Annotated in this window: 20 protein-coding genes, 3 tRNA genes and 1 pseudogene; 7 read left to right on the top strand and 17 right to left on the bottom strand. The window is 69.0% G+C overall.

The window, feature by feature from the left end:
- The 8 genes and pseudogenes from STRTUCAR8_RS10135 to STRTUCAR8_RS10100 form a co-directional block, all read right to left on the bottom strand.
- A pseudogene (locus tag STRTUCAR8_RS10135) lies at window positions 1-331 on the bottom strand (ABC transporter ATP-binding protein); the annotation flags it as partial.
- Window positions 332-353: 22 nt separating this feature from the next.
- On the bottom strand, window positions 354-2600 hold the full coding sequence (locus STRTUCAR8_RS10130; protein ID WP_006375495.1) for an ArnT family glycosyltransferase: 2247 nt from the start codon (window positions 2598-2600) through the stop codon (window positions 354-356).
- Window positions 2597-4045: a bifunctional glycosyltransferase family 2/GtrA family protein gene (locus STRTUCAR8_RS10125; protein ID WP_044471957.1), complete on the bottom strand. Its 1449-nt coding sequence runs from the start codon at window positions 4043-4045 to the stop codon at window positions 2597-2599. The genes STRTUCAR8_RS10130 and STRTUCAR8_RS10125 overlap by 4 nt, the downstream gene beginning before the upstream one ends.
- Window positions 4046-4059: 14 nt before the next feature.
- Window positions 4060-5829 carry a HAMP domain-containing sensor histidine kinase gene (locus tag STRTUCAR8_RS10120; protein ID WP_006375506.1) on the bottom strand — a complete coding sequence of 590 codons (1770 nt, stop codon included), beginning with the start codon at window positions 5827-5829 and terminating at the stop codon, window positions 4060-4062.
- A 67-nt stretch (window positions 5830-5896) separates the two neighbouring features.
- The gene (locus STRTUCAR8_RS10115; protein WP_044471956.1) at window positions 5897-6634 is read right to left on the bottom strand and encodes a response regulator transcription factor; all 738 of its coding nucleotides are present in this window, start codon (window positions 6632-6634) and stop codon (window positions 5897-5899) included.
- Between the two features lie 421 nt (window positions 6635-7055).
- Window positions 7056-7913, bottom strand: coding sequence for an amidohydrolase family protein (locus STRTUCAR8_RS10110; RefSeq protein WP_044471962.1), 858 nt, complete (start codon window positions 7911-7913; stop codon window positions 7056-7058).
- A gap of 242 nt (window positions 7914-8155) precedes the next feature.
- Window positions 8156-9043 carry a DUF2797 domain-containing protein gene (locus STRTUCAR8_RS10105; protein ID WP_078507160.1) on the bottom strand — a complete coding sequence of 296 codons (888 nt, stop codon included), beginning with the start codon at window positions 9041-9043 and terminating at the stop codon, window positions 8156-8158.
- A gap of 101 nt (window positions 9044-9144) precedes the next feature.
- Window positions 9145-9534: an HGxxPAAW family protein gene (locus STRTUCAR8_RS10100; protein ID WP_044471955.1), complete on the bottom strand. Its 390-nt coding sequence runs from the start codon at window positions 9532-9534 to the stop codon at window positions 9145-9147.
- Window positions 9535-9701: 167 nt separating this feature from the next.
- On the opposite strand from STRTUCAR8_RS10100, the gene STRTUCAR8_RS10095 reads away from it, so the two are divergent.
- Window positions 9702-10148, top strand: a complete 447-nt coding sequence (locus STRTUCAR8_RS10095) for a MarR family transcriptional regulator (RefSeq protein WP_006375504.1) — start codon at window positions 9702-9704, stop codon at window positions 10146-10148.
- Here STRTUCAR8_RS10095 and STRTUCAR8_RS10090 read toward each other — a convergent pair.
- Complete coding sequence (locus STRTUCAR8_RS10090) at window positions 10120-10647, bottom strand: NUDIX hydrolase (protein WP_006375508.1); 528 nt, start codon at window positions 10645-10647, stop codon at window positions 10120-10122. The genes STRTUCAR8_RS10095 and STRTUCAR8_RS10090 overlap by 29 nt on opposite strands.
- 56 nt (window positions 10648-10703) lie before the next feature.
- Window positions 10704-11375 (bottom strand): class I SAM-dependent methyltransferase, encoded by a 672-nt coding sequence (locus STRTUCAR8_RS10085; RefSeq protein ID WP_006375496.1) that lies wholly within the window; start codon window positions 11373-11375, stop codon window positions 10704-10706.
- Between the two features lie 178 nt (window positions 11376-11553).
- Between STRTUCAR8_RS10085 and STRTUCAR8_RS10080 the strand changes: the two genes are divergently transcribed.
- Window positions 11554-12525, top strand: coding sequence for a tetratricopeptide repeat protein (locus tag STRTUCAR8_RS10080; RefSeq protein ID WP_006375497.1), 972 nt, complete (start codon window positions 11554-11556; stop codon window positions 12523-12525).
- On the opposite strand, the gene STRTUCAR8_RS52425 is transcribed toward STRTUCAR8_RS10080, so the two are convergent.
- From STRTUCAR8_RS52425 to STRTUCAR8_RS52415, 5 genes are all read right to left on the bottom strand, one after another.
- Window positions 12484-12569 (bottom strand) — tRNA-OTHER (locus tag STRTUCAR8_RS52425). The genes STRTUCAR8_RS10080 and STRTUCAR8_RS52425 overlap by 42 nt on opposite strands.
- Window positions 12570-12664: 95 nt before the next feature.
- Window positions 12665-12835 carry a hypothetical protein gene (locus STRTUCAR8_RS52420; protein ID WP_006375491.1) on the bottom strand — a complete coding sequence of 57 codons (171 nt, stop codon included), beginning with the start codon at window positions 12833-12835 and terminating at the stop codon, window positions 12665-12667.
- Window positions 12836-13152: 317 nt separating this feature from the next.
- Window positions 13153-14058, bottom strand: coding sequence for an IS3 family transposase (locus tag STRTUCAR8_RS10075; protein ID WP_006375503.1), 906 nt, complete (start codon window positions 14056-14058; stop codon window positions 13153-13155).
- Between the two features lie 2 nt (window positions 14059-14060).
- Window positions 14061-14348, bottom strand: a complete 288-nt coding sequence (locus tag STRTUCAR8_RS10070) for a transposase (protein ID WP_006375510.1) — start codon at window positions 14346-14348, stop codon at window positions 14061-14063.
- Between the two features lie 215 nt (window positions 14349-14563).
- Window positions 14564-14785, bottom strand: coding sequence for a hypothetical protein (locus tag STRTUCAR8_RS52415; protein ID WP_143666480.1), 222 nt, complete (start codon window positions 14783-14785; stop codon window positions 14564-14566).
- Between the two features lie 481 nt (window positions 14786-15266).
- On the opposite strand from STRTUCAR8_RS52415, the gene repSA reads away from it, so the two are divergent.
- From repSA to STRTUCAR8_RS10055, 3 genes are read left to right on the top strand one after another with little or no spacing between them, the layout of a single operon-like run.
- Window positions 15267-16601 (top strand): replication initiator protein RepSA, encoded by a 1335-nt coding sequence (gene repSA, locus STRTUCAR8_RS10065; RefSeq protein ID WP_319355180.1) that lies wholly within the window; start codon window positions 15267-15269, stop codon window positions 16599-16601.
- Entirely contained in the window at window positions 16598-16807 is a 210-nt protein-coding gene (locus STRTUCAR8_RS10060; RefSeq protein WP_006375505.1) for a helix-turn-helix domain-containing protein, read from the top strand. The genes repSA and STRTUCAR8_RS10060 overlap by 4 nt, the downstream gene beginning before the upstream one ends.
- Window positions 16804-18030, top strand: coding sequence for a site-specific integrase (locus tag STRTUCAR8_RS10055; RefSeq protein ID WP_006375499.1), 1227 nt, complete (start codon window positions 16804-16806; stop codon window positions 18028-18030). The genes STRTUCAR8_RS10060 and STRTUCAR8_RS10055 overlap by 4 nt, the downstream gene beginning before the upstream one ends.
- Window positions 18031-18106: 76 nt before the next feature.
- Here the strand turns inward: STRTUCAR8_RS10055 and STRTUCAR8_RS10050 are convergent.
- Together STRTUCAR8_RS10050 and STRTUCAR8_RS10045 are read right to left on the bottom strand one after the other, a co-directional pair.
- Window positions 18107-18179, bottom strand: a tRNA-Arg gene (locus tag STRTUCAR8_RS10050).
- A gap of 173 nt (window positions 18180-18352) precedes the next feature.
- Window positions 18353-18443 (bottom strand) — tRNA-Ser (locus STRTUCAR8_RS10045).
- Between the two features lie 173 nt (window positions 18444-18616).
- Here STRTUCAR8_RS10045 and STRTUCAR8_RS10040 point away from each other — a divergent pair.
- Both STRTUCAR8_RS10040 and STRTUCAR8_RS10035 read left to right on the top strand, forming a co-directional pair.
- Window positions 18617-19234 (top strand): SSI family serine proteinase inhibitor, encoded by a 618-nt coding sequence (locus STRTUCAR8_RS10040; protein WP_006375502.1) that lies wholly within the window; start codon window positions 18617-18619, stop codon window positions 19232-19234.
- A 258-nt stretch (window positions 19235-19492) separates the two neighbouring features.
- A partial coding sequence (locus STRTUCAR8_RS10035; RefSeq protein ID WP_006375501.1) for a PAS domain-containing sensor histidine kinase occupies window positions 19493-21711 on the top strand: 2219 nt, incomplete at its 3' end.

Below are 21711 nucleotides of genomic sequence, written 5' to 3'. Positions count from 1 at the left end.
TGCCGGCCACCTCGCAGCGCCACAGGTTGCGGGCGCTGGAGCCGGTGGGCCGGCTCTGGTGCAGGGTCACCGCGCTGGGCGGGAAGGCGACGAAGACCGGGCCGGTGAGATCCTCGGTGGTGGTGATCACCGGACCGGTGTCCAGGGTGACGGCGTGCCCCTCCGCCCGGCCCGGGTAGAGGTTCAGCCCGACGAGCTGGGCGATGTAGTCGGTGCGCGGACGCCGCGCGATGTCCTGCGGCGGCCCCTCCTGGACGACCCGGCCGTGTTCGACGACCACCAGCCGGTCCGCGAGCACCATGGCGTCCAGCGGATCGTGCGTGACCAGCACCCACCGCCCAGGAATCCGGCTGTCAGCTGCTGCTCGTCGGCTGCGTCAGGTCGTAGAAGGTGGCCGAACCCACCGTCACCTCCTTGAAGTTGCTCTCGATCCACGAGCTGATCTGGGACGACGTGCTCGTGGTGCTGCTGCCGCCCATGCCACCGCCGCCGGAGCCGCTGGAGATGAAGTAGTGGATCTTGCCGTTCGCCACGTACTTCTTGAACTCGGCCAGCGTCGGGGACGGGTCGGTGCCGTTGAAGCCACCGATCGCCATCACCGGGTCGCCGGTGGAGAGCTGGTAACTCGCCGCGTTCTGGGCGCCGATGGCCGCCGCGGCCCAGGTGTAGTCACCGGCGTTCTTCTCCAGGAGGGCCTTGGCCTCGCTGCTGACGCTGGCGCCGTTGAGCAGACCGCCCACGCCACCGCCGCCGCCCATGCCGCCGCCCTCGCCGGTCGCACCGCCACCGGGCATACCGCCCTGCTGGTTGCCCTGGCTCCGCGAGTTGCCGTTGCCCTGCTGCTGGTTGCCCTGGGTGTTGTTGCCGCCGCCGGGGAACCCGCCGGTCGGGGGCTGGCCCATGCCGCCGCCCTGGGTGTTGCCGGTGCCGTTCTGCTGACCCCGCTGGCCGCCCATACCGCCACCGCCGCCACCAGGACCGCCTCCCATGCCGCCGCGACCGCCCTGAACGGACGGACCCGCGGTGACGATCGAGCCGGTGTGACCCTCGTTGAGGGTGGTGAGGGAGTACGCGGTCGGACCCGCCAGCGCCGTGACGAAGCTCAACCCGACGACCGCCAGCGCCAGTTGACGCCCGAGCCGGTTGACGAAGATGAGCCCCAGCGCGGCCGTGAGGCCGCCCACCAGCACCAGCCACTTCAGCCAGGGCAGGTAGTCGGAGGAGCGGTTGAGGAGGACGTACCCCCAGACCGCGGTGGCCGTCATGGCACCCGCGAGCGACAGCGACGCCCACATCCTGTCCCGCTCCTGCCAGAGCAGGGCCGCGCCCATACCGACCAGCGGCGCGATGTAGGGGGCGAGGGCGACGGTGTAGTAGTCGTGGAAGATGCCCTGCATGAAGCTGAAGATCACCATGGTGATCAGCAGCGAGCCGCCCCAGAGGAGGAGCCCGGCGCGGGCGGTGTCCGTGCGCCTGGCCTTGCGGCCGGCCCAGATCGCCGCGACGAGCAGGATCAGCGCGGCCGGGATCAGCCAGGAGATCTGGCCGCCGCTGCCGGAGCTGAACATCCGGTTCCAGCCGGTCTCGCCCCACATTCCGGTGCCGCCTCCGCCGCCACCGCCGCCGACGCTGCCGGTCTCGTCGCCGTTGATACGGCCAAGTCCGTTGTAGCCGAAGGTCAGTTCAAGGAAGGAGTTGTTCTGCGAGCCCCCGATGTAGGGGCGCGAAGAGGCCGGCCACAGCTCGACGATCGCGACCCACCAGCCACCCGCGACGATCATCGCGAGCCCGGCGGCCAGAACCTGTCCGATGCGCCTGCGGACACTGGTCGGCGCGAAGATCACGTAGACCAGGGCCAGCACCGGCAGGATCAGGAAGGCCTGCAGCGTCTTGACCAGGAAGGCGAAACCGATCGCCGTACCCGCCCAGAGCAGCCACTTCGTCTGGGCCTTCTCCATGGCGCGCTGGGTGCAGTAGACCGCGACGGCCATGAGGAGCGCGAGGAGCGCGTCCGGGTTGTTGAAGCGGAACATCAGCGCGGCGACGGGCGTCGTCGCGAAGGCCGCCATCGTGAGCAGCCCCGCCGTGGCGTCGAACCGGCGCCGCACGGACGCGTACAGCACACCGGCCGTGGCGACGGCCATCAGGACCTGCGGGAACAGGATCGCGAAGGAGTTGAGCCCGAAGAGCCTGACCGACAGCGCCATCGGCCAGAGGGAGGCCGGGGGCTTGTCGACGGTGATGGCGTTGGAGGCGTCGAGCGAGCCGAAGAAGAAGGCCTTCCAGGACTGACTGCCCGCCTGAACCGCTGCCGAGTAGAAGGAGTTGGCGTATCCCGAAGCGGTCAGGTTCCAGGTGTACAGCGCGCCGATCACCAGCAGCGTGGCGAGGAACGCGGGCCGTACCCACCGATGGTCCTCGGGCCGACCGCGCCACAGTCTGCGTACGAAGGGCTCGTTGGGCTCACCGGAGGAGGGCCCGGGCCGGTCCGTGTCGGTAACCGCTGTCTGCTGTACGGCAGTTGAGTCCGGCGAGGGCGGAGAAGAGGGGTTCGCACCCCCGGGACCCGAATAGGTCGTCTGATCGAAGTGAGTGGTCATCGCGGGTTCCTCGGATCCTGGCTGTCGTGCGGGCGCACCGGCTGGAGCCGCATGGTCGGGTCCCCCCAGGTGCGGTCCGCGACATCACCGGCGCGGAACTGGTCGGTTGAGTAAGGGGAGTTGGTGTACGCCTGGAAGACGGGCGAGTTCGGCGTGTGCGAGGCGACCACAGTGGAGGAGGACGAGGACGCGTAGGCCGGCTCGTCGTTCTGGTCCGGGAACACCCAGGCCCTGAAGAGCAGGAACCGCAGCACCGTCGCCGCGAGGTTGGCGGCGATGAGCACCGCCAGTTCCGTGGAGTGGCCGGGGTCGCTGGTCGCCGCGTTGAGGGCGGCGAGCGAGCCGCTGGTCAGGGCGAGCCCGATGCCGAAGACGACCAGACCCTGCGCCTGGTGCCGCACCGCCCCGCCCCGGCCGCGCACCCCGAAGGTCAGACGCCGGTTGGCCGCGGTGTTCGCGACGGCGGAGACCAGCAGCGCGAGCGCGTTGGCGATCTGTGAGCCGGCGAAGCCCCGGAAGGCGCTGTAGAGCACCAGGTAGAAGAGGGTCGACATACCGCCGACCACACAGAACCCGACGAGCTGGCGGGCCAGCCCCTTCGGTACGTCCTTGATGTCACGGTCGCGCGGATCGTCGCCGAAGGGCCGGGCGAGCCGGTCCAGCGGCAGCGAGCCGGTGGTCAGGGCCTTGCCCACGCGCAGCACTCCCTTCAGGTCGTCGGTCGCCGTCTTGACGATGTGGACGGTCGAGTCCGGGTCGTCGACCCAGTCGACCGGCACCTCGTGGATGCGCAGGCCCGCGCGCTCGGCGAGCACCAGCATCTCGGTGTCGAAGAACCAGCCGGTGTCCTCGATGAGCGGCAGCAGGATCTGGGCGACATCACGCCGGATGGCCTTGAATCCGCACTGCGCGTCCGAGAAGCGGGCCTGGAGCGAGCCACGCAGGATCAGGTTGTACGTCCGGCTGATGAACTCCCGCTTGGCGCCGCGCACGACGCGCGAGGAGCGGGCGAGCCGGGAGCCGATCGCGAGGTCCGAGTGACCGGAGATCAGCGGTGCCACCAGCGGCAGCAGGGCGTTCAGGTCGGTCGACAGGTCGACGTCCATGTAGGCGAGGATCGGCGCGTCCGACGCGGACCACACGGTCCGCAGGGCCCGGCCGCGCCCCTTCTGCTCCAGCCGGAAGGACCTGACCTCCGGTATCTCCGCCGCCAGCCGCGCCGCCACCAGGGGAGTGGTGTCCGTGGACGCGTTGTCCGCAACCGTGATGCGGAACGCGTACGGGAACGTGCGCTTGAGGTGCTCGTGGAGTCTGAGCACGCATGGCTGGAGGTCCTTCTCCTCGTTGAAGACGGGGATCACTACGTCCAGGACAGGCGTACCGGCTGCCGCGGCCGGGAGGTGCTCCCGCGCCGGCAGGGTGCCGGGAGAAGAGTCGGTTCGCATAGGACCGACTTTCGTCAGGCCCCCTGTTGCGCCCATGTGGTGGCACTGTGCTGTGCCTGTGAGTCCGATTGCCAGTTTGTTTCGGGGGCGAGGGCCGGCAGATGGACCGTGAAGATGGTCTGTCCGGGCACGCTGTCGACGGTCACGGCACCGCCGTGCGCGGTCGCCACGGCCTGCACGATGGCGAGCCCGAGGCCGGTCGACCCGGTGTTGCGGGAGCGTGCCGAGTCGCCTCGCGCGAACCGCTCGAACACATGCGGCAACAGGTCGGCCGGGATGCCCTGTCCGTCGTCCTGCACGTCCACACACAGCCACGGCCCGCGCCGCTGCACACGCGCGGTGACGGTCGTCCCGGGCGGTGTGTGCGTACGGGCGTTGGCGAGCAGGTTCACCAGAACCTGCTGCAGCCGGGCCGCGTCCGCCGACACCAGCGCGGGCTCGTCGGGCAGGTCGAGCCGCCAGTTGTGGTCCCGCCCGGCGGCGCGCGCGTCGCTGATGGTGTCCACGACGAGCGGTACGAGGTCGGTCTGGTCGAACTGGAGCGGGCGCCCCGCGTCCAGGCGGGCGAGGAGCAGCAGGTCCTCGACGAGCAGGGTCATACGGCCGGCCTCGGACTCGATCCGCCCGAGCGCGTGCCGCGTGTCCGGCCCGGTCTCCTCACGTCCACGTCTCGTCAGCTCGGCGTATCCGCGGATCGACGCCAGCGGCGTACGCAGCTCATGACTGGCGTCCGCGACGAACTGGCGTACGCGCATCTCGCTCTGCTGACGGGAGTGCAGGGCGCCGTGCACATGGTCGAGCATCCGGTTGAGGGCGGCGCCGACCTGGCCGACCTCGGTGTGCGGATCGGTCTCGGACTCGGCGACCCGCTCGTTGAGGGTCACCTCGCCGGTGTGCAAGGGGAGTTCGGAAACCCGGGTGGCGGTGGAGGCGACCTTGCGCAGCGGGCGCAGGGCCACACCGACGAGGACCGTGCCGGCGATACCGGCGGCGACGAGGCCGGCGGCGGTGACGCTGACCTCCACGAGGATCAGGGTGTTGATGGTCGTGGTGACGGAGTCGGTGGGCAGGGCGACGTAGTAGCTGCCCCGGTCGCCGGTGATGTACTTGACGCGGTACTCGCCGAGCCCGGTGAGGGTGACAGTGTGCAGGCCGTCGCTACGGGAGACGGACGCCAGCTCGGCCTTCTGTGTGGCGGTCAACGCCACAGCAAGCACCTCACTGTCACTCGTACTGGTACTCGACTGCATCTTGGAGACATACGCCTGGGTGACCCCGCCGTTCGCGTCGACGGCCGCGGCGATGGTGGACTCCTGCGTCCCGCCCTTCTCCATGAACTGCGTCAGCCGCTGCTCGACGGTCTGCGTACCGAGGCCGGCACCGGAGGTGGTGCTGTTTCCGGTGGAGGACGAAGAACCCGAGGAGCTCGAGGAGCCTGTGGAGGACGAGGAACCTGTGGAGGACGAAGAGGAGGACGAGCCGTTGCCGTTCGGCAGCTGGCCGGGCGGACTGCCCAGTTTGCCGTCGCCACCCGGGCCCTGCCCGGGCGGGGGACCACCGACACGGTTCGCGGCCTCGCTGACCTGGCTGTCCAGCTGCTTGTAGAGGTGCTGTTCGAGCGCGATGGTCGTCACCGTTCCCATCACGGCGCACACCACGGCGATCAGCGACACCGCCGAGACGACAAGCCGCGTACGCAGGGTCCGCGGCCTGCTCTGCCGCTGCGCCCTCTGCTCCGACCTGCCGAGCCTCCGCTGCCCGCCCGCTTTCCTCTTGCTGCTCACCGTGCTGCCCTCCTACCGGGCTCGACTACCTCTTCCGGAGCGGCACCACCGATGACACGAGGTCAGGTCAGCCGGCGGGCTTGATCAGATATCCGGCGCCGCGCCGGGTGTGGATCATCGGCTCGCGCCCGGCGTCGATCTTCCGCCGCAGGTAGGAGATGTACAGCTCGACGACGTTCGCCTGGCCGCCGAAGTCGTACGACCACACACGGTCGAGTATCTGGGCCTTGCTGAGCACGCGCCGCGGGTTGCGCATGAGGAAGCGCAGCAGCTCGAACTCGGTCGCGGTGAGGTGGATACCGTCCCCGGCACGCGACACCTCGTGGCTGTCCTCGTCGAGGGTGAGGTCACCGACGACCAGGACGGAGTCGGACCGCCGGTCGGCGGCACCTGAACGCCGGATCAGACCGCGCAGCCGTGCCACGACCTCTTCGAGACTGAAGGGCTTCGTCACGTAGTCGTCGCCACCGGCGGTGAGGCCCGCGATCCGGTCCTCGACGGCGTCCTTCGCCGTCAGGAACAGCACCGGCACCTCGGGCAGCTCGCGCCGCAGCCGGCCCAGAACGGTGAGGCCGTCCATGTCGGGCAGCATCATGTCGAGAACGACGGCGTCGGGCCGGAACTCGCGGGCGGTCTGCACCGCACCCGTTCCGTCACCCGCGCTGCGGATCTGCCAGCCTTCGTAGCGGAGGGCCATGGAGAGCAGCTCGGTGATCGACAGCTCGTCGTCCACCACAAGCACTCGGACGGGGCTCCCGTCCGGCCTCAGCAGTTCGGTGCGCCCCTGGGGCGAGGTCGTGGTCATAGCGGAAACCTTGTCGGTGTCCTCTGAGAGCAAGCTTTCTGGAACCTGTGATTTTCCTGAGAAACACACAGGCACCTCTCAGGGAAGCCCTGGGAACCGACACCCCGAAAGCCGGCGGAACAACGAACGGGACCATCCACCGGCGAGCACCGACACACCGTCCGACCTGCACCTTCGCGCCCACCCGGACCGTTCCGACCCACCGGACCGGCCCCCGGAATGCCCCGGAGACCACCATCGGGCATCCTGTGCGTCTCCTGGGCGAACCTGATCCGAAGTTACGCACCCCACTCCCGCACGAGTCCCGTGCGCCCGATTTGTCACCACCGGCCGCCGATTCTCACCCCACCCTCACGCCGAAATCAGCCCCTTCTCACCCACCTCCCCCACCTCCCCCACCTCCCCCACGCCCCCTCGTCCGTCACAGGCCGAACAGCCGCGCCCCGTTGTCGTGACACACGGCCCGGAGCCAGTCGTCGCCGAGGCCCAGCCGCTCCAGGGCGTCCAGCTGATGGACGTACGGATACGGGAGGTTCGGGAAGTCCGAGCCGAGCAGGATCCGGTCGCCGAGGGCCGCCAGCCGGGGGAGTTCGGGCCGGGGGAACGGGGCGAGCCGCTCCGCGAAGTCGGTGAACGCCATCGTCGTGTCCAACCGCACCTCGCCGTACCGCTCGGCAAGGCCGATGAAGTCCCCGTACTCGGGCATCCCCATGTGCGCGACGATCAGCCGCAGCCGCGGATGCCGGGCCAGCACGCGACCGATCGGTTCGGGCCCGGTGTGCTTGCCGGGCGCCGGACCCGAGCCGCAGTGGATCACCACGGGCGTCCCGGCTTCGGCGAGCAGTCCCCAGGCCGGATCGAGGAGTTCGTCGGCCGGGTCGTACGCCCCCACCTGCACATGCGCCTTGAAGACGCGCGCGCCGGACTCGACGGCCTCCCGGACGTACGCCTCGACGCCCGGCTCGGGGAACAGCGTCGAGGTGTGCAGACAGTCGGGGGTACGGCCCGCGAAGTCCGCCGCCCACTGGTTGAGCCACCGGGCCATGCCGGCCTTGTGCGGGTAGAGCATGGCGGTGAAGGCACGAACCCCGAACTCGCGGATCAGCGCGACCCGTTCGTCCTCCTCCAGCCGGTAGGTGATCGGCCACTCGATGCCGCCGTTCATCGATCCGGCAGCGTCGAAATAGGCCCAGACCTTGCGCAGCACCCGCTCGGGCATGAAGTGCGTGTGCACGTCGACGAGACCGGGCAACCCGAGCCGCGCCCAGAACCGCCGCACTTCGGCGACCTCGGTGACCCCGGTGACGTCAGGAACCTGAGCGACGGCGGCCTCGGTGCCGTCGGCGGCTTGACCGAGGTCGGCGACCTCACCACCGACGTCAGCGTTTCCGTCCCCCGAGGCTGTGCTCGTGTCGTCGTCCACCGCTTCCTCCCGCTCAAACCGTCGCCGCACGGCGTCCGATGACGCCCTATGCCATCTTCTGGCGGCGCCCGTCATACGTCACCACCGGACGCCCGGGATCAGAACAAACCGTCCTGTACCCCCGCAGCCTCCTTCGCCGCCTTGAACTCCCGCACAGGGACGGTGAGTCCACCGCTCCCGACCGGCACCAGCTCCCACCCGGTCATCAGCCTCGTGTCCAACACCACCACCCCCCGCCCGTCCTCGACCGCGAGATGCAGGTCGGGCCCGGCAGCCGCCACCAGCTCACCCCCGACGACACCTCCCGCCACCAGCTCCCTCACCGCACCCACGGCCGGCGCCGGTTCCGTCAGCCCGAACACCTCGACGTGGTCGACGACTTGGCAGGACGCCCGCTCCAGGGACTCGGGCCAGCCACCCAGCTCCACCGCCCGGGCGTGCAGTTCCTCGACCTCGGCGGCCCGCTCCGCCGCCGACCCCGGCAGCGCGGCCCGCACCGCCCGCTTGTCGGCGTACGGAATCCGGTCCGGGACCCGGAGTGCGGCGCGCAGCAGCTCCTCCGTACGCCGGGCCGCCATCAACGGGCCGACACCCAGCCAACTGAAGGCGACGGCACCCTGCTCAAGCAGCCGCGCCGAGCCCCGCTCCAGCGCCGTGATGCCGACTTTGGTCATCCCAGGTCCGAACCACGCCAGATATACGTGATAGGGCCGTGGATCGTCCGCGATCGTGTCGGCGGCGACCGAGTGCGCCCGGTCCAGTCGCGCGCACTCCTCGCAACGCGCCCCCGTACTCCGCCCCGACACCCCCGCCCGCATCGGACAGGCGTTCCCCCGCGCTCCCACACATGTCCGTACGCCCCCTTCCGTGACCCCGAAGGTCACCCTCTTCCCCCAGGTCAGCGCACTGTCGCGCCCCCCGTCCCACCGCAGCACGGGACCGTCCGCCGACCATCGCAGCCCCGAGCATCTCCACGCCTGTGCCATCCCTTGCGAGACTACGGGGTACCACTGACAACGCCCCTTGGAACACCAAAACCGCAGGTCAGGAGCGTGCAGGCGAGGCAGCGGACCGAGCGACGGTCCGCTCAGGCACGTTCCGGAAGAACCTCCCCGGTTCCACCAGCAACGGCCGTACCGCTCTCACCGCTCTCACCACCCACGACAACCGCACGGCCCGCACGCCGCGTCCTCCCCGCAAGCCGGCACGCGACACACCCCGGATGCCCCGCCCGCGCCGAGCGGTCCCGCTCCCGCATCGGCCACTCGCCGACCGGCCGCACACCGGGCGGCTTTCCCCACCCGGCGAGATGCAGCACCCAGGTGACCAGTACGGCGACGGCGACCACCACGCTCCCACCGCTCACCACGAGGGCCGAAGTCATACAGACCCCCAGCCCGATCACGCAGGTCCCGACCGTGGCGATGGCGGTACCGGTCCAGCCGGCCACAGTGTGTCCCTCGTCGTATGTGCTCACGTCCGCGTCTCCCCAGTAGAATGAGAATCTCTCACGTCGTAAGTAGTTTAGCTGCAAAACCTCTCACGAGCTAAGGCAAATCCGCGATGCAAGGCACGCCCGACACCCCTGGCACTCCGGACCGCGGGTCCCGCCCGCCCGCGACCCCCGCCCAGTTGCTCAGGGAGATGGACCACACCATCGCGACGCACCTGCTCAGCCAGCAGGAGATGGCCCGTCGCCTCAACATGAACGTCACCGACATCACCTGCTTCGCCTTCGTCCTGGAGGCCGGCGAGGACCTGCTCACCGCCGGTGACCTGGCCGAGCGCGCCCACGTCACCACGGGCGCCGTCACCGGCATCCTCAACCGCCTCGAACGCGCGGGCTACATCACCCGCCGCCCCGACCCGAACGACCGCCGCCGGGTCCGCGTGGCCGCCGAACCGGCCGCCGTCGCCAACGCCCTCGCCCTCTACGGGCCCTACTACGCCCGCCTGGCCGACCTCATCGCCGACTACTCCCCCGCCGAAGTAGCCGTACTGACCGACTGGTTCACGCGCCAGGGCCGGCTGGCCCGGGAGTACATGGACGAAATCCGCGACCTCACCCCGCCTGCCACCCCGGCGGAATAGTCGCCGAATACCTGCGCAGAGCCTCAATGCCATCGGGTACGAAAGTCAGTCGACGGGTCAGTTCCCCCAACTCACCCTCGTTGACCCACCCGTGCCAACTGATCTCCGTCGGATCAGGAGAGATCTCCTCCGCGACGACGGCTTCGTGAACGCCGAGCCAGTAGGGACTGATCGCCCCCCGGCAGAGGAACTTGAACACGAACCGCACGTCCGCCCCCACCCCCAACTCCTCGGTGAGCTCCCGCGCGGCGGCCTCCTCCCAGCTCTCCCCGACGTCGGCAGCGCCACCGACCAGCCAGTCGTAGTGCTGTGGAAACCGGGGGTGCCCGTCGGCCCGCCGATGCACCAGCACCCGCCCAGCCGCATCCCGGCACACCGTGGTGGCGACCCGATGCAGCCACCCATGCCGAATGGCCTCACCGCGCTCCACCACCCCGACGACCCGGTCCCACTCGTCGACCCGCTCCACCAGTTCCCCGCGCCCCACCGCATCGGCCACGGACCAACGGTGACACAGGAGAAGCCCGCGGGAGGCAGCCGAGCAAGAGGTCGACGCTACTCCGGCCGCCGCCAGACCAGGGTGTACCGCCAGAAGAGCCGCCGCCGCACCCTGCACCCGGGCAACACCCGCCGCGCCTCCCGCACGACCTCACCGAACCCCGTCTCCGCCGCCCGCGTCCGCGCGGTCATGGCAACCGGCCGCACGGCGGACCGCCCCCGGTTCTTCACCCAGGCCATGACGAGGTTCGCCGGAATGGCAACCGCCCCCAGCAGATGATCAACAAGACCCTCAGCCCGGGAGAGCCCCACGACGACCAGCGTCCCGCCGGGCGCCAACTGCCGCCGGAGAAGGGCGAGCGCCTCGGCGTACGGAAGATGGTGAACGACGGCGACACACGTGACGACGTCATACGAGCCATCAGGGCCGTCGCCAAGGCCGACCATCGCGTCCGCGACGGTGAACGTGACCGGGAGAGCGGGGGAGGTCAGCTCCCGGGCCCGGCGAACCATCGCGGAATCAGAGTCAATCCCGACCACCGACGCCGTACTCCGCCCGGCCAGCAGCCGCACCAGATCACCACTGCCACAGCCGACGTCCAGCGCACGCCCGAACCGCCTCGGCAACTGCCGCAGGATCCACGGGTGGTAGTGAGCGTTGTGGTCCCAGGGCCGCCCGTCATGAAACCGCTCAAGCGCCCGCAGGACTGCCATCGGCAAGATCGTCATACCCGCAATCTTCTGCTTTGCAGGATCGGGCAGCTAGTTGGGAGAGGGCCCACCTCTCCCGGAGCGACCGCCGACGGTCGTGATCGCCCGCCTCTGTGTGCCGTCGTTGCCGTCAGGGTGCCATCACTTCCGGATCGCTGATGGCCACGGATATTCTCCGGCGATGTCGAATCAGTCAGTGACCGCGGGAGTCGCTCTCGCCGGTGTGATGGCGCACTGTGGCGGAAGCCCGGTCGGTGCCGTGGAGTTCCTGGTGAAGGCGATAGCCTCCGCGCCGGCCGCCTCAGAGCCCTATGCGGCCCTCGCCGAGTTGTGGCAGGACCGGCGCTCGGAGCTGAAGGAGGGCCTCGAAGGGGGAAGCTCCTTGAGCGCTGTGCTGGCGCAGGCGTACTTCCTGTTCCTCGACGGGGACATGGACGACGCGGTGATGGCCCTTGGCTCGGTCACAGGGGTTCGGCCCGACGTGGCGTGGGGCACCGCTCCCTGGTTCGGCGATCCCCGGTTCCTCGGCGCGGTGAGTGCCGAGGCGTTGGCGGAGGCGTGTCTGCGGACGTTGGACTACGGCCACAACCTGAACACCGACGAGATGCGAGAGCGGTTCGCTCCCTGGTTCCGTGCCCTCGACGTGGTCTCCGAACGCAGTCCTGTACCGGAGTCGCTGGCTGCCATGGCCCGGCTGCCCCGTGCCTGCGGCTGCTACGAGCTGGCTTTCACCCTCTGCGACCGCGCCGATGCCGTCGATCGGGTCATGTGGACTGCGGTCGCACGGGCGAACACCTGGCGCGCGATGGGCGACCTGGACCAGACTGCGGTGGCCTTCGAACAGGCCCTGACTCTCGATGCCACCAACTGGTCCCTCTACCTGGACCTTGCCGACGTGCGTGCCCTGCAAGGCGACTTCACCGCAGCGGTGGCCCTCGTCGAACAGGGCGTGCAACACGAGCCACACGAAGCCTCCTTGCGCGCGGCGGGTGCCGCCTATCGCACGCGCCTGTCCGGCTCATCCGATATCCCCGCCCCACTCTCGAACCCGGTTGCCGTCAACCACTGCCGTCAACGCAAAAGCCAGAGGCCCCGTGGATTCCTCCACGGGGCCTCTGATCTGCTGTGCACTCGGCAGGATTCGAACCTGCAACCCTCTGATCCGTAGCTCTATGTGGATCAGTCAAGAGCGGTCATACAGGTTCGCCTTGCGCCTCTGAAGAGCACTGCCGGGCACGGACGATGGCTGTGGTTGCTGTACTTCAGTGCTGTACCGCGCATCCGCGCCAGGAGGTTGCCACTCGAAGTCAGAAGCTACGGATGATCAACCATCCGGCGATTCCGAGCACCAGCAGGTATCCACCGATAGAGAGTGTTTTGCCCAAGCCTTCGCGACCCGTGTTCTCGATCCAACTACCGATGATCCCGACCAGCGGTGCCACAAAAATGATCAGAAGGATGCCGATAAAGAAGTCCATGATGCCCCCCTGGCTGCGATGACTTCCTGGTGATCTCGGGCGTGATCGTAGGTCACGGGATCCCCCAGGGGAAAGCTCCGCACCTGCCCAGACCATGTGGCAAACCTTGATCCCATGTCATTTGACTTGTGCTGCATCCAGCAAGGTCGGTGGAGCCTCAATCACTGATGCAAGCCAGCGGGGCGCCGTCCATCGGTTGCGGTTGGCGCCCCGCGTTGAGCACAGGAGTTGATCTATGGCCTCATCTTTATCAGGTCGATCCCTGGACCACTGTGGCCCCAGAGAACTGTCAATCCCCTCGATTTGTGGAGACCTTCCTATGCAGCCAGTTCCTCGGTGAGGCTGGCCTGATAGCTATGTTCGTAGTCGATCGGGCTCTCGAAGCCACACACGCTGTGTAGCCGACGGCTGTTGTAGAAGTCGGTGATCCAGGTCGCGATCCGGATCCGGGCCTCGGTGCGTGTGGCGAAGGTGTGTCGGTGGACGTACTCGACCTTCAGCACGCTGTTGAATGCCTCGCTGACGGCGTTGTCGAAGCACGAGCCGACCCGGCCCATGGACTGGAAGACGCCCAGCCGGCGGCAGGCTCGGCGGAACCTCCGAGAGCCGTACTCGCTGCCGCGGTCCGTGTGGAAAATGACGCCGCGCACGTCCCCGCCGCGGGTCGCCACGGCCATGTGCAGGGCGGCCACCACCAGTTCGGCATCGTGACGGGCACCCATCGCATACCCGAGCAGGCGGCGGGAGAACAGGTCGATGACCGTGGCCAGGTAGAGCTTGCCCTCGCCGGTCCCGATCTCCGTCATGTCCCCGCACCAGACCAGGTCGGGTGCCTCGGCGGTGAAGTCCCGCCGTACGAAGTCCGGGGCGGCCGGCCGCTTGCCCGGCCGGGTCAGCCCCCGCCGTCTGCACACCTTCCGTGCGACCAGGCCGAGCTCGGCCATGATCTTCGCGATGGTGTTCACCGAGACCCGCCAGCCCTGCCTCACCAGCCTGATCCAGATCTTCGGCGAGCCGTAGGTGCCGCCGGAAGTGTCGAACTCCTCCTCCACCGCTTCGATCAGGTGCTGTCTGCGCAGCTCACGCCGGGTAGGTCGGCGGATGCGGTGCTTGTAGAACCACGACTCGCTCACGCCCAGGGCGCGGCAGGAGACGCGGTGCGAAATGCCGTGCTCGGTCCTGAAGTCGCTGATCACCCCGACGACGGACGCCGGGTCCGCCACGGCTACTTCACCCACAGGACCATGCAGCGTTTGAGGACATCACGCTCCATGCCCAGCTCCTTGTTGTCCCGCCTGAGCTGGGCATTCTCCCGTCGCAACCGCTCCAACTCGTCGCTCCCGCCAGCCGGTACGGTCCCTGCCCGACGGGCGCGGGAGACCCAGCTCGCCAGGGTGGCCTCGTTGATCCCCAGATCCTCGGCGACCTCCGCGATCGTTTTGCCGGTCTCCGTGACGATCCGTACGGCCCCCTCACGGAACTCCGGATCGAACTTCCGTCGCTTCTCCGCCATGACTCCCAACTTCCCCTGCAGTCAGGGTCTTCACGCTACGAGGGGAGGGACAAGGGGAGGGACAGAACTCCTTGCCTTGGGCGGTGCAGTGGTCGCTGGGAACCGCCACGATCCGGCCCCGTTCGTCACTGTTGGTGTCAGTCGTTGATGTCAGACATCCACAGCCCTTTTGACATGAGCGTGGTTCACGCTCGCAGCCTGAGCCGCGGTACCGGCTAGCTGCGCACTGCCCTGATGCCGTTGATCAGGTTGATAACCACGCCCAGGACTAGGAACCAACCAAAGAAGAGGTAGATCCGGCCCGTCACCCGCTTGCTCTTGCGGGGCGGCGTTTCCGGGAGCAAGGCATTGACCACACGTACAGGCCCGTCCGGGTTGATGATGCTGCGCCCTGTTCGGCGCTGATAACGACCAACCGCAATGAGCGTCACTGCCACGAAAAGACAGAAAGCTGCTGTCTGGAAGTACGTCTCAGGTGACGATAGTTGCGCTGCCGCGTATCTGTGCATCGGGTATTGCCCCCTCCAAGATCCGAACGTGCGAATGATTTCCTCACGAGGGATGGCAGCACGTCCACCAGCAACTGGTTCGGCCTGTGGCGAGGTCGGCCGAAACCGTGACTGCCTTCATCACCTACCACTCACCCCAGCTCCCATCCCGTCCGCCGTCGACCCACACACCGTGGAGCGGGCGTGGTTCAGGGCGTCAAGGTGGAGCGCGCCACTGTACGAACGACCTTGACGCCCTGGGCCACGTCTGCTCGGCTCTGCCTGGGTCGATGGCGGACGGGATGGGAGCTCCCCGCGCACGCCACTACGGACCCGCAGCCTCGAACGGCGCCTCTCCCGCCCCTGAGGCCGTGGCTGGCGTCGCGGCCTCGCTGGGCACCGACCCCCTGACGATCGCTGATCTCCCCTGATGGGCCAGACCGTCACCCGCGACCGCGCCTCCGGGGACGTCCTCTACTGCGGGTGGCGAACACGCCCGGCTTCGACCGCTGGCAGGAACAGGTGCGCCGTACGGGCGGCTGCGCCAACCCGATTCACTCCTACAGCACGGCCGATGAGCCCCGGGGGACGGCTGTGGGTGGCGTGCGGCAACCGGCGTGCCTCGCGCTGCCCGTCGTGCGCCTGGACCTACGCCGGGGACACCTACCACCTGATCCGTGCCGGGATCACCGGTGACGTGAACAAGGGCGTCTCGGTGGTCGTGCGGGATCATCCCCGGGTCTTCGCCACCCTGACCGCGCCCTCGTTCGGGCCTGTCCACAACCGGCCCGCGTCCGGCTGCTGCCGCTGCGGCGCCTCCCACACGGAGGACGATCCCGCCCTCGGCAGCGCCCTCTCCCCGGACCGCTACGACTACGCGGGCGCGGTGCTGTTCAACAACTACGCCGGGGACCTGTGGCGCCGCTTCACCATCTACCTGCGCCGGGAGATCGCCGCGCACGCGGGCCTGACTCAGGCCGCATTGAAGGAGGTATGCCGGGTCTCCTTCGGGAAGGTCGCCGAGTTCCAGAAGCGCGGGGCGGTCCACTTCCACGCGGTCGTGCGCCTCGACGGTCCGGACGGGCCCGACACCTCTCCGCCGGCGTGGGCCACCGTCGCTCTCCTGGACGCTGCGATCCGCGGCGCCGCTGCTCGCGTCTCGGTGCCGGTGCCTGCGTCGGGGGACTTCCCTGCCCGCACCCTGCGGTGGGGCTCTCAGGTCGACGTGCAGGCGATCGGCGCCCTCGGACGCGAGGAGCTGACGGAACAGGCGGTCGCCTCCTACGTCGCCAAGTACGCGACCAAGGCAGCGGAGACCACGGGCACCGTGGATCGCCGGATCGGGGAACTGTCCGAACTCGACCGCCTTCCCCTGCCCGGCCACACCCGGCGCCTGATCGAGGCGTGCTGGGAGGTCGACGACGCGTATCCGGAACGGATGATCGCCCACTGGTCGCACATGCTCGGCTTCCGCGGGCACTTCTCGACCAAGTCACGCAGCTTCTCCACCACCCTCGGCGCCTTGCGCCAGGTACGAGCCGACTTCCGCGCCCGCCAGGAACGCCGTGAGCGGGGCCTGTCCGAGAACCTCGACGACTCGGAGGGCAGCACGTTGGTCCTCGCCCACTGGACCTACGCCGGGCAGGGCCACACCCCCGGCGAATCCTGGCTCGCCTCCACCATCGCCAAGGAGATCAAAACGAACCGAGACACCGCACGCGAAGCCATGGCCGATCAACTCGAATGGGAGGACGCCGCAGCATGACGACTGCTGTGATCACGCGTAAGTGGCACACCACGGCGGAGGTCGCCGAGATGCTCGGCTACGGCCTGTCCAAGACCAAGATGCTTGTCCTGACAGGGGAGATCCGCTCCATCAAGGACGGCCGTAGCCGCCGCATCCTGCCCCGCTACGTGGACGAGTACGTCGAACGTCGGGCCCAGGAAGCCGAACAGGAGTGGTCGGCATGAGCGGCAAGCGAGGCAACGGCGAAGGCTCGATCTACCCGTACAAGAACGGGTTCGCCGCGTACGTCTGGGTCGACACCCCGGACGGCAAGCGCAAGCGGAAGTACGCCTACGGCAAGACCCGCGAAGAGGTCCACGAGAAGTGGCTCAACCTCCACGCCGAGGCCAAGCGGGGGCCGGTGGCGACTCGGCACCGTACCGTCGCCGCGTTCCTGGCGTACTGGCTCGGTGAGATCGTGAAGCCCAATCTGGCTCCGCTGACGTACATCTCGTACGAGGGGTCAGTGCGGCTCTACATCGATCCCCACCTCGGCGGGAAGCGGCTCGACAAGCTCACGGTGCGGGACGTCCGCGAATGGATCAACAAGCTCGCCGTGATCTGCCAGTGCTGCGCTCAGGGCAAGGATGCCAAGCGCAAGCCGGAAGATCAGCGCTGTTGCGCTGTTGGCGAGTGCTGCGAGACGTACCCCTCGCGCAGAGTCGTCCAGGCTGCTCGGGATGCCCTGCGCGCGGCGCTCACCCACGCCATGACCGAGGAGGAGATCAGTCGGAACGTCGCTTCCATGGTCCGGGTTCCCAAGCCCCGGCGCCGAAAGATCAAGTCGTGGTCGGTCGCTGAGGCTGGCCTCTTCCTCGCTGATGCAAGAGCCCGTGACGATCATCTGTTCGCTGCCTGGATGCTGGTCCTCTGCCTGGGCCTGCGACCTGGCGAAGTACTCGGCCTGACCTGGAAGTCGATCGACTTCGAGGCGGGGGAGCTTCTCGTGGATCACAAGATTCAGCGGGCCAGCCGGGAGATCCTGCACCGGGAGACCAAGACCGAGGACTCAGACGACTTCCTGCCCGTCCCGGACGTCTGCTTGGCGGCACTGCGGGTGCGGAGGGCTCAGCAGGAAGGAGATCGGAAGGCGGCTGGTGACGTCTGGCAGGACGATCGGGGCCTGGTCTTCACGACGAAGTACGGCACGCCGATCGAGCCGGGCAACCTCACGCGCATGTTCGCCCTGCGGGTCCGTCGCGCCGGCGTCCGTGTGATCCCGCTCCGGAACACTCGGCACACCGTCAGCTCACTCCTGGTCGTGCTCAAGGTCCATCCGAAGGTGGCTCAGCGAATCCTCCGGCACTCGAAGATCGCCATGACGCTGGAGGTCTACGCGGAGGCAAGCGAGGTGGAGGTGCGCGAGGCGCTCGGCCAACTGTCCAAGGCCATGCGCGGCGACGGATAGGCCAGTTGCTGTACTTCGCTGCTGTACGGCACGAAAGAGCCCCGCTCCGGTTATCGGAACGGGGCTCTCACCTGTGTGCACTCGGCAGGATTCGAACCTGCAACCTTCTGATCCGTAGTCAGATGCTCTATCCGTTAAGCTACGAGTGCTTGTGTTTTCTGTTGTTTTTGCTCTTCCTTCCGGGGTTTTCGACCCGGTTGGCGTTGCGGGAACAACATTACATGACTGGCGGCGTGAGGTGAAATCCGTTAGCCGCACCCCGCCTGACCTGCAGAAACGGCCGAAGCCCCGGTCTGCGAGGACCAGGGCTTCGGATCAGGTGCGGAGGCGGAGGGATTTGAACCCTCGATGGGATGTAAGTCCCAAACCGCATTAGCAGTGCGGCGCCATAGACCGGACTAGGCGACGCCTCCAGCACAACCTCCCGCGCGAGCGCGAGTGGTGCGTGCAGATGATGACACAGACGAGCGCGGTGTCACCAATCGCCTCCCACGGTACTAGGCAGGTGGGGCGCAGGGCAAAGCCGTTGTGCGGCCGTCGGGGCCGGCTCGCGCATCGTCCTTCGGGGTCAGGCGTTAGTCAGGTCATGTTCAAGGTCATCCCGCGCGCTCCTCGCGCCCACGCCGCACCCGCCCGCGCCCCTCACTCCCACGTCCCCCTTCCTCCCGGCACCGTCAGCGGCACCTCCACCGCCGCCTCGACCTCCACCCGCACCGGCGCTCTCCGCCGCCTCGTCTTCGCCGCCACCGCCGGTGTCTCCCTCGCCGCCGCCTCCTTCTCAGCCGCGCCCTCGGCCGCGTACGCCGACGCGGGCCCCCAGGCGCGCCCCCTCGCGCCTCTCTCGCCCTTCGCGCCCCTCCTCGCTCCCCTGGGGCGCGCCTCCGACCGCCTCACCGTCACCGTGCGCGGCACCGGCGGGCGGGCGGACGGGCGGTTCGAGTTGGCCTGTCATCCCGGGGGCGGGAGTCATCCCGACGTCGAGGAGGCCTGCGGGTCGCTCGACCGGGGTGCCCGGTGGGGGAAGGATCCTTTCGCCCCCGTACCCCCCGACAGTGTCTGCACGATGATGTACGGGGGCCCGGCGACCGCTCATGTGACCGGGACATGGGCCGGACGTCCTGTCGATGCCACGTTCGACCGCAGCAACGGGTGCCAGATGGCCCGCTGGGACCGGCTCGTACCGCTGCTTCCCGATCTTCGGTGAGCCTCCCGGGCAGGACCCCGACCAGCGGAACAAGGCCTCCACGGGCCCTCACACCACAGTCACAGGAGCCCCGTAGCGCATAAGCGGTGTGAAAGGTGCCGTCACAGGGTCTCTGTCACTTCGTCGTGCGACCTCCCTCTCATCCGGCGTCGCGAGCGCAACCACAGCCCTTAGACTCCCTCGCGTGACACGTTGCGGGCCGGTAGGCAAGATGGCGTCCGCGGTAGGCAAGGTGCGGTAACAGGGAGGAAGCGTCTCGTGAGCAGCAGGCCATCCCGAGGCGCTGCTCGCCTCGCAGCCATACTCGACGCGCTGCCCGATGCGTTGGTGCTGGTCAACGCCAATGGGACCGTCGTCAACGCCAACACGATCGCCCTCGCGGCGTTCGAGACGCCGGGCACCGCCCTCGTCGGGCGCGGGCTGCTCGATCTGCTGCCGCAGTTCGACTCGCGGCTGATCCCGGGCACCATGCGGCGGCCCGATTCCATGGACCCGCACGGGCAGACCAAGCCGACCCGGATGATCGCCCGGCGGACGGACGGGACCGAGTTTCCCGTCGAGGTCACCAGTGCGAATCTGGAGAACGGCCAGCAGGCCTACGACAGCTACGGCTACACCAATGACGAGCTGCTCATGCTCGTCGTACGCGATCTGTCCGGCACCGTCGACACCGAGGCCGAACTCGCGCGTTCGCAACGTCAGACCGAGATGATCCTGCGTGCCGCGGCGGAGGGTGTCGTCGGGACGGACACCGAGGGGCGGGTCGTTCTCGTCAATCCGGCCGCCGCTCAGATACTCGGTTACCGGGCCAGCGACCTCGGCGGGCGCGAGCTGCACACGCTCGTCCTGCACTCGCGCGCCGACGGCGAGCCCTTCCCGTACGGCGAGTCGCCGCTCGCCGACACCCTGCGGTCCGGGCGCAAGCACCGGGTGCGCGGGCAGGTGCTGTGGTCCAAGAGCGGGGACAAGGTCTCCGTCGATCTGACGACCGCGCCCGTCCGGGACGGCGACCAGCTTGTCGGCGCCGTGATGACCTTCACCGACCGGCGTCCGTACGACTCCCTCGCGGAGGAGAAGGACGCCGCCGACAAGCTGCACGAGGAGGAGCTGGAGCGGGTCACCGAGGAGCATGCCTCCGAGCTGACCGCTCTGCGCCAGCAGCACGTCACTGAGATCGAGCAGTCGCGCCAGCAGCACGTCGCCGAGATCGAGCAGCTGCGCGAGGAGCACGAGGAGGAACTCGCGGCCGGCGAGGACCGGTACGCGGCGCTCGCGGAGCGCGAGAAGGACCGGTACGAGGCCCTGGCCGGCCGGCAGGAGCAGCTGCTCGTCCTGCTCGGGCGTTCGCTGCGCGGGCCGCTCGACGAGCTGCGCCGCGAACTGGCCACCCTCGCCGCAGACGACGCCGGGCAGCTGTGGCCCGAGGCCAACCAGGTGCTGCACCATCTGTCGGCCGGTTACTCGCGCATCACCACATTGGTCGACAACGTCCTCGCCTACCAGCGGCTGGACACGGGCGTCGACTCCGTGACCCGTACGAAGGTGATGCTCGACGCGGTCGTCGCCGCCGGGGTCGACGGGGCCGTCGAGCTGATCGGGCCCGGGCGCGTCCAGTTCGCCGTGCACGCGCCGCCCATCGAGGCCGAGGTCGACCCGCAGCGCCTCGCCACCGCCCTCGCGCACCTCGTCGCGGACGTCGCCGGTGTGGACGCGACCGGCAACTCGCCCGCCTCCGCGGGCGGTTACCTGGACAACACGGTGGTCGTGGCCGCCGCGCAGCGCGGTGAGGTCGTACGGATCGAGGTGCGCGGGCCGTACACCGGGGGAGACCCGGTGCACGAGCCGATCGTGCGCGGGATCGTGCGCGCCCACGGCGGAGTGCTCCAGACGCACGAGGTGCCGGGCATGAGCGGCAGTGCGTACGTCCTTGAGGTGCCCATCGGGGGCGGGGCGGGCGCGGTCGTCGCCGAGGACGCGCGGACGGGCGTCGGAGCCGAACTCGCCCTGCCCGAGCAGGAACCGGCCGGCGGCGACAGCAACGGCGACGGTGGCAGTGGTGGCGTCAGCGGGCGGCGGCGGGCTCGGCGGGCCTCCGTGGACGCGTTCCTGGAGGCCGACCTCCCGGAGGGTGCCGCCGAGGCGGACGCGGAGCCCGGTGACACCCCCGCCTCCGGTGACGAGGTGGTCGCGCCCACCGGGCGGCGCCGGAGGCGTGCGGCCGAGGAGGCCGCAGCAGTGGCCGCCGCTCCCGCGCCGCAGCCCAACTCACCGGCCCCGGCGCAGGTACAGGTAGAGCCCCAGGTGCAGCCTTCAGGCGACGGGGACGGCGGTACGGGTCGTCGGCGTGGTCGGCCCAGCCCCGTCGACGCGGGCGATGCGAACGGTGGTGGTGTCTCCACCGGCGCTGTCGTCATGGCGGGCGAGCACGGTGCGGGCACCGCTGCCGTGGGCTCAGGCCTGGGCGGGACCGTGCCGCC

The organism is Streptomyces turgidiscabies Car8 (assembly GCF_000331005.1).
In the GTDB taxonomy this organism is placed as follows: domain Bacteria; phylum Actinomycetota; class Actinomycetes; order Streptomycetales; family Streptomycetaceae; genus Streptomyces; species Streptomyces turgidiscabies.
Note: the sequence above shows the minus strand (reverse complement) of the source record. Positions and strands in the feature narration are given on the sequence as shown.

Bases quoted from the DNA above. Each gene is read 5' to 3' on its own strand.
- STRTUCAR8_RS10055 (WP_006375499.1), top strand. From the start codon at position 16,804: ATGAGCGGCAAGCGAGGCAACGGCGAAGGCTCGATCTACCCGTACAAG.
- STRTUCAR8_RS10115 (WP_044471956.1), bottom strand. From the start codon at position 6,634: ATGACCACGACCTCGCCCCAGGGGCGCACCGAACTGCTGAGGCCGGAC.
- STRTUCAR8_RS10105 (WP_078507160.1), bottom strand. From the start codon at position 9,043: ATGGCACAGGCGTGGAGATGCTCGGGGCTGCGATGGTCGGCGGACGGT.
- STRTUCAR8_RS10085 (WP_006375496.1), bottom strand. From the start codon at position 11,375: ATGACGATCTTGCCGATGGCAGTCCTGCGGGCGCTTGAGCGGTTTCAT.
- STRTUCAR8_RS10070 (WP_006375510.1), bottom strand. From the start codon at position 14,348: ATGGCGGAGAAGCGACGGAAGTTCGATCCGGAGTTCCGTGAGGGGGCC.
- STRTUCAR8_RS10040 (WP_006375502.1), top strand. From the start codon at position 18,617: ATGTTCAAGGTCATCCCGCGCGCTCCTCGCGCCCACGCCGCACCCGCC.
- STRTUCAR8_RS10130 (WP_006375495.1), bottom strand. From the start codon at position 2,600: ATGACCACTCACTTCGATCAGACGACCTATTCGGGTCCCGGGGGTGCG.
- repSA (WP_319355180.1), top strand. From the start codon at position 15,267: ATGGGCCAGACCGTCACCCGCGACCGCGCCTCCGGGGACGTCCTCTAC.
- STRTUCAR8_RS10095 (WP_006375504.1), top strand. From the start codon at position 9,702: ATGGACCACACCATCGCGACGCACCTGCTCAGCCAGCAGGAGATGGCC.
- STRTUCAR8_RS52420 (WP_006375491.1), bottom strand. From the start codon at position 12,835: ATGGACTTCTTTATCGGCATCCTTCTGATCATTTTTGTGGCACCGCTG.
- STRTUCAR8_RS10125 (WP_044471957.1), bottom strand. From the start codon at position 4,045: ATGCGAACCGACTCTTCTCCCGGCACCCTGCCGGCGCGGGAGCACCTC.
- STRTUCAR8_RS10060 (WP_006375505.1), top strand. From the start codon at position 16,598: ATGACGACTGCTGTGATCACGCGTAAGTGGCACACCACGGCGGAGGTC.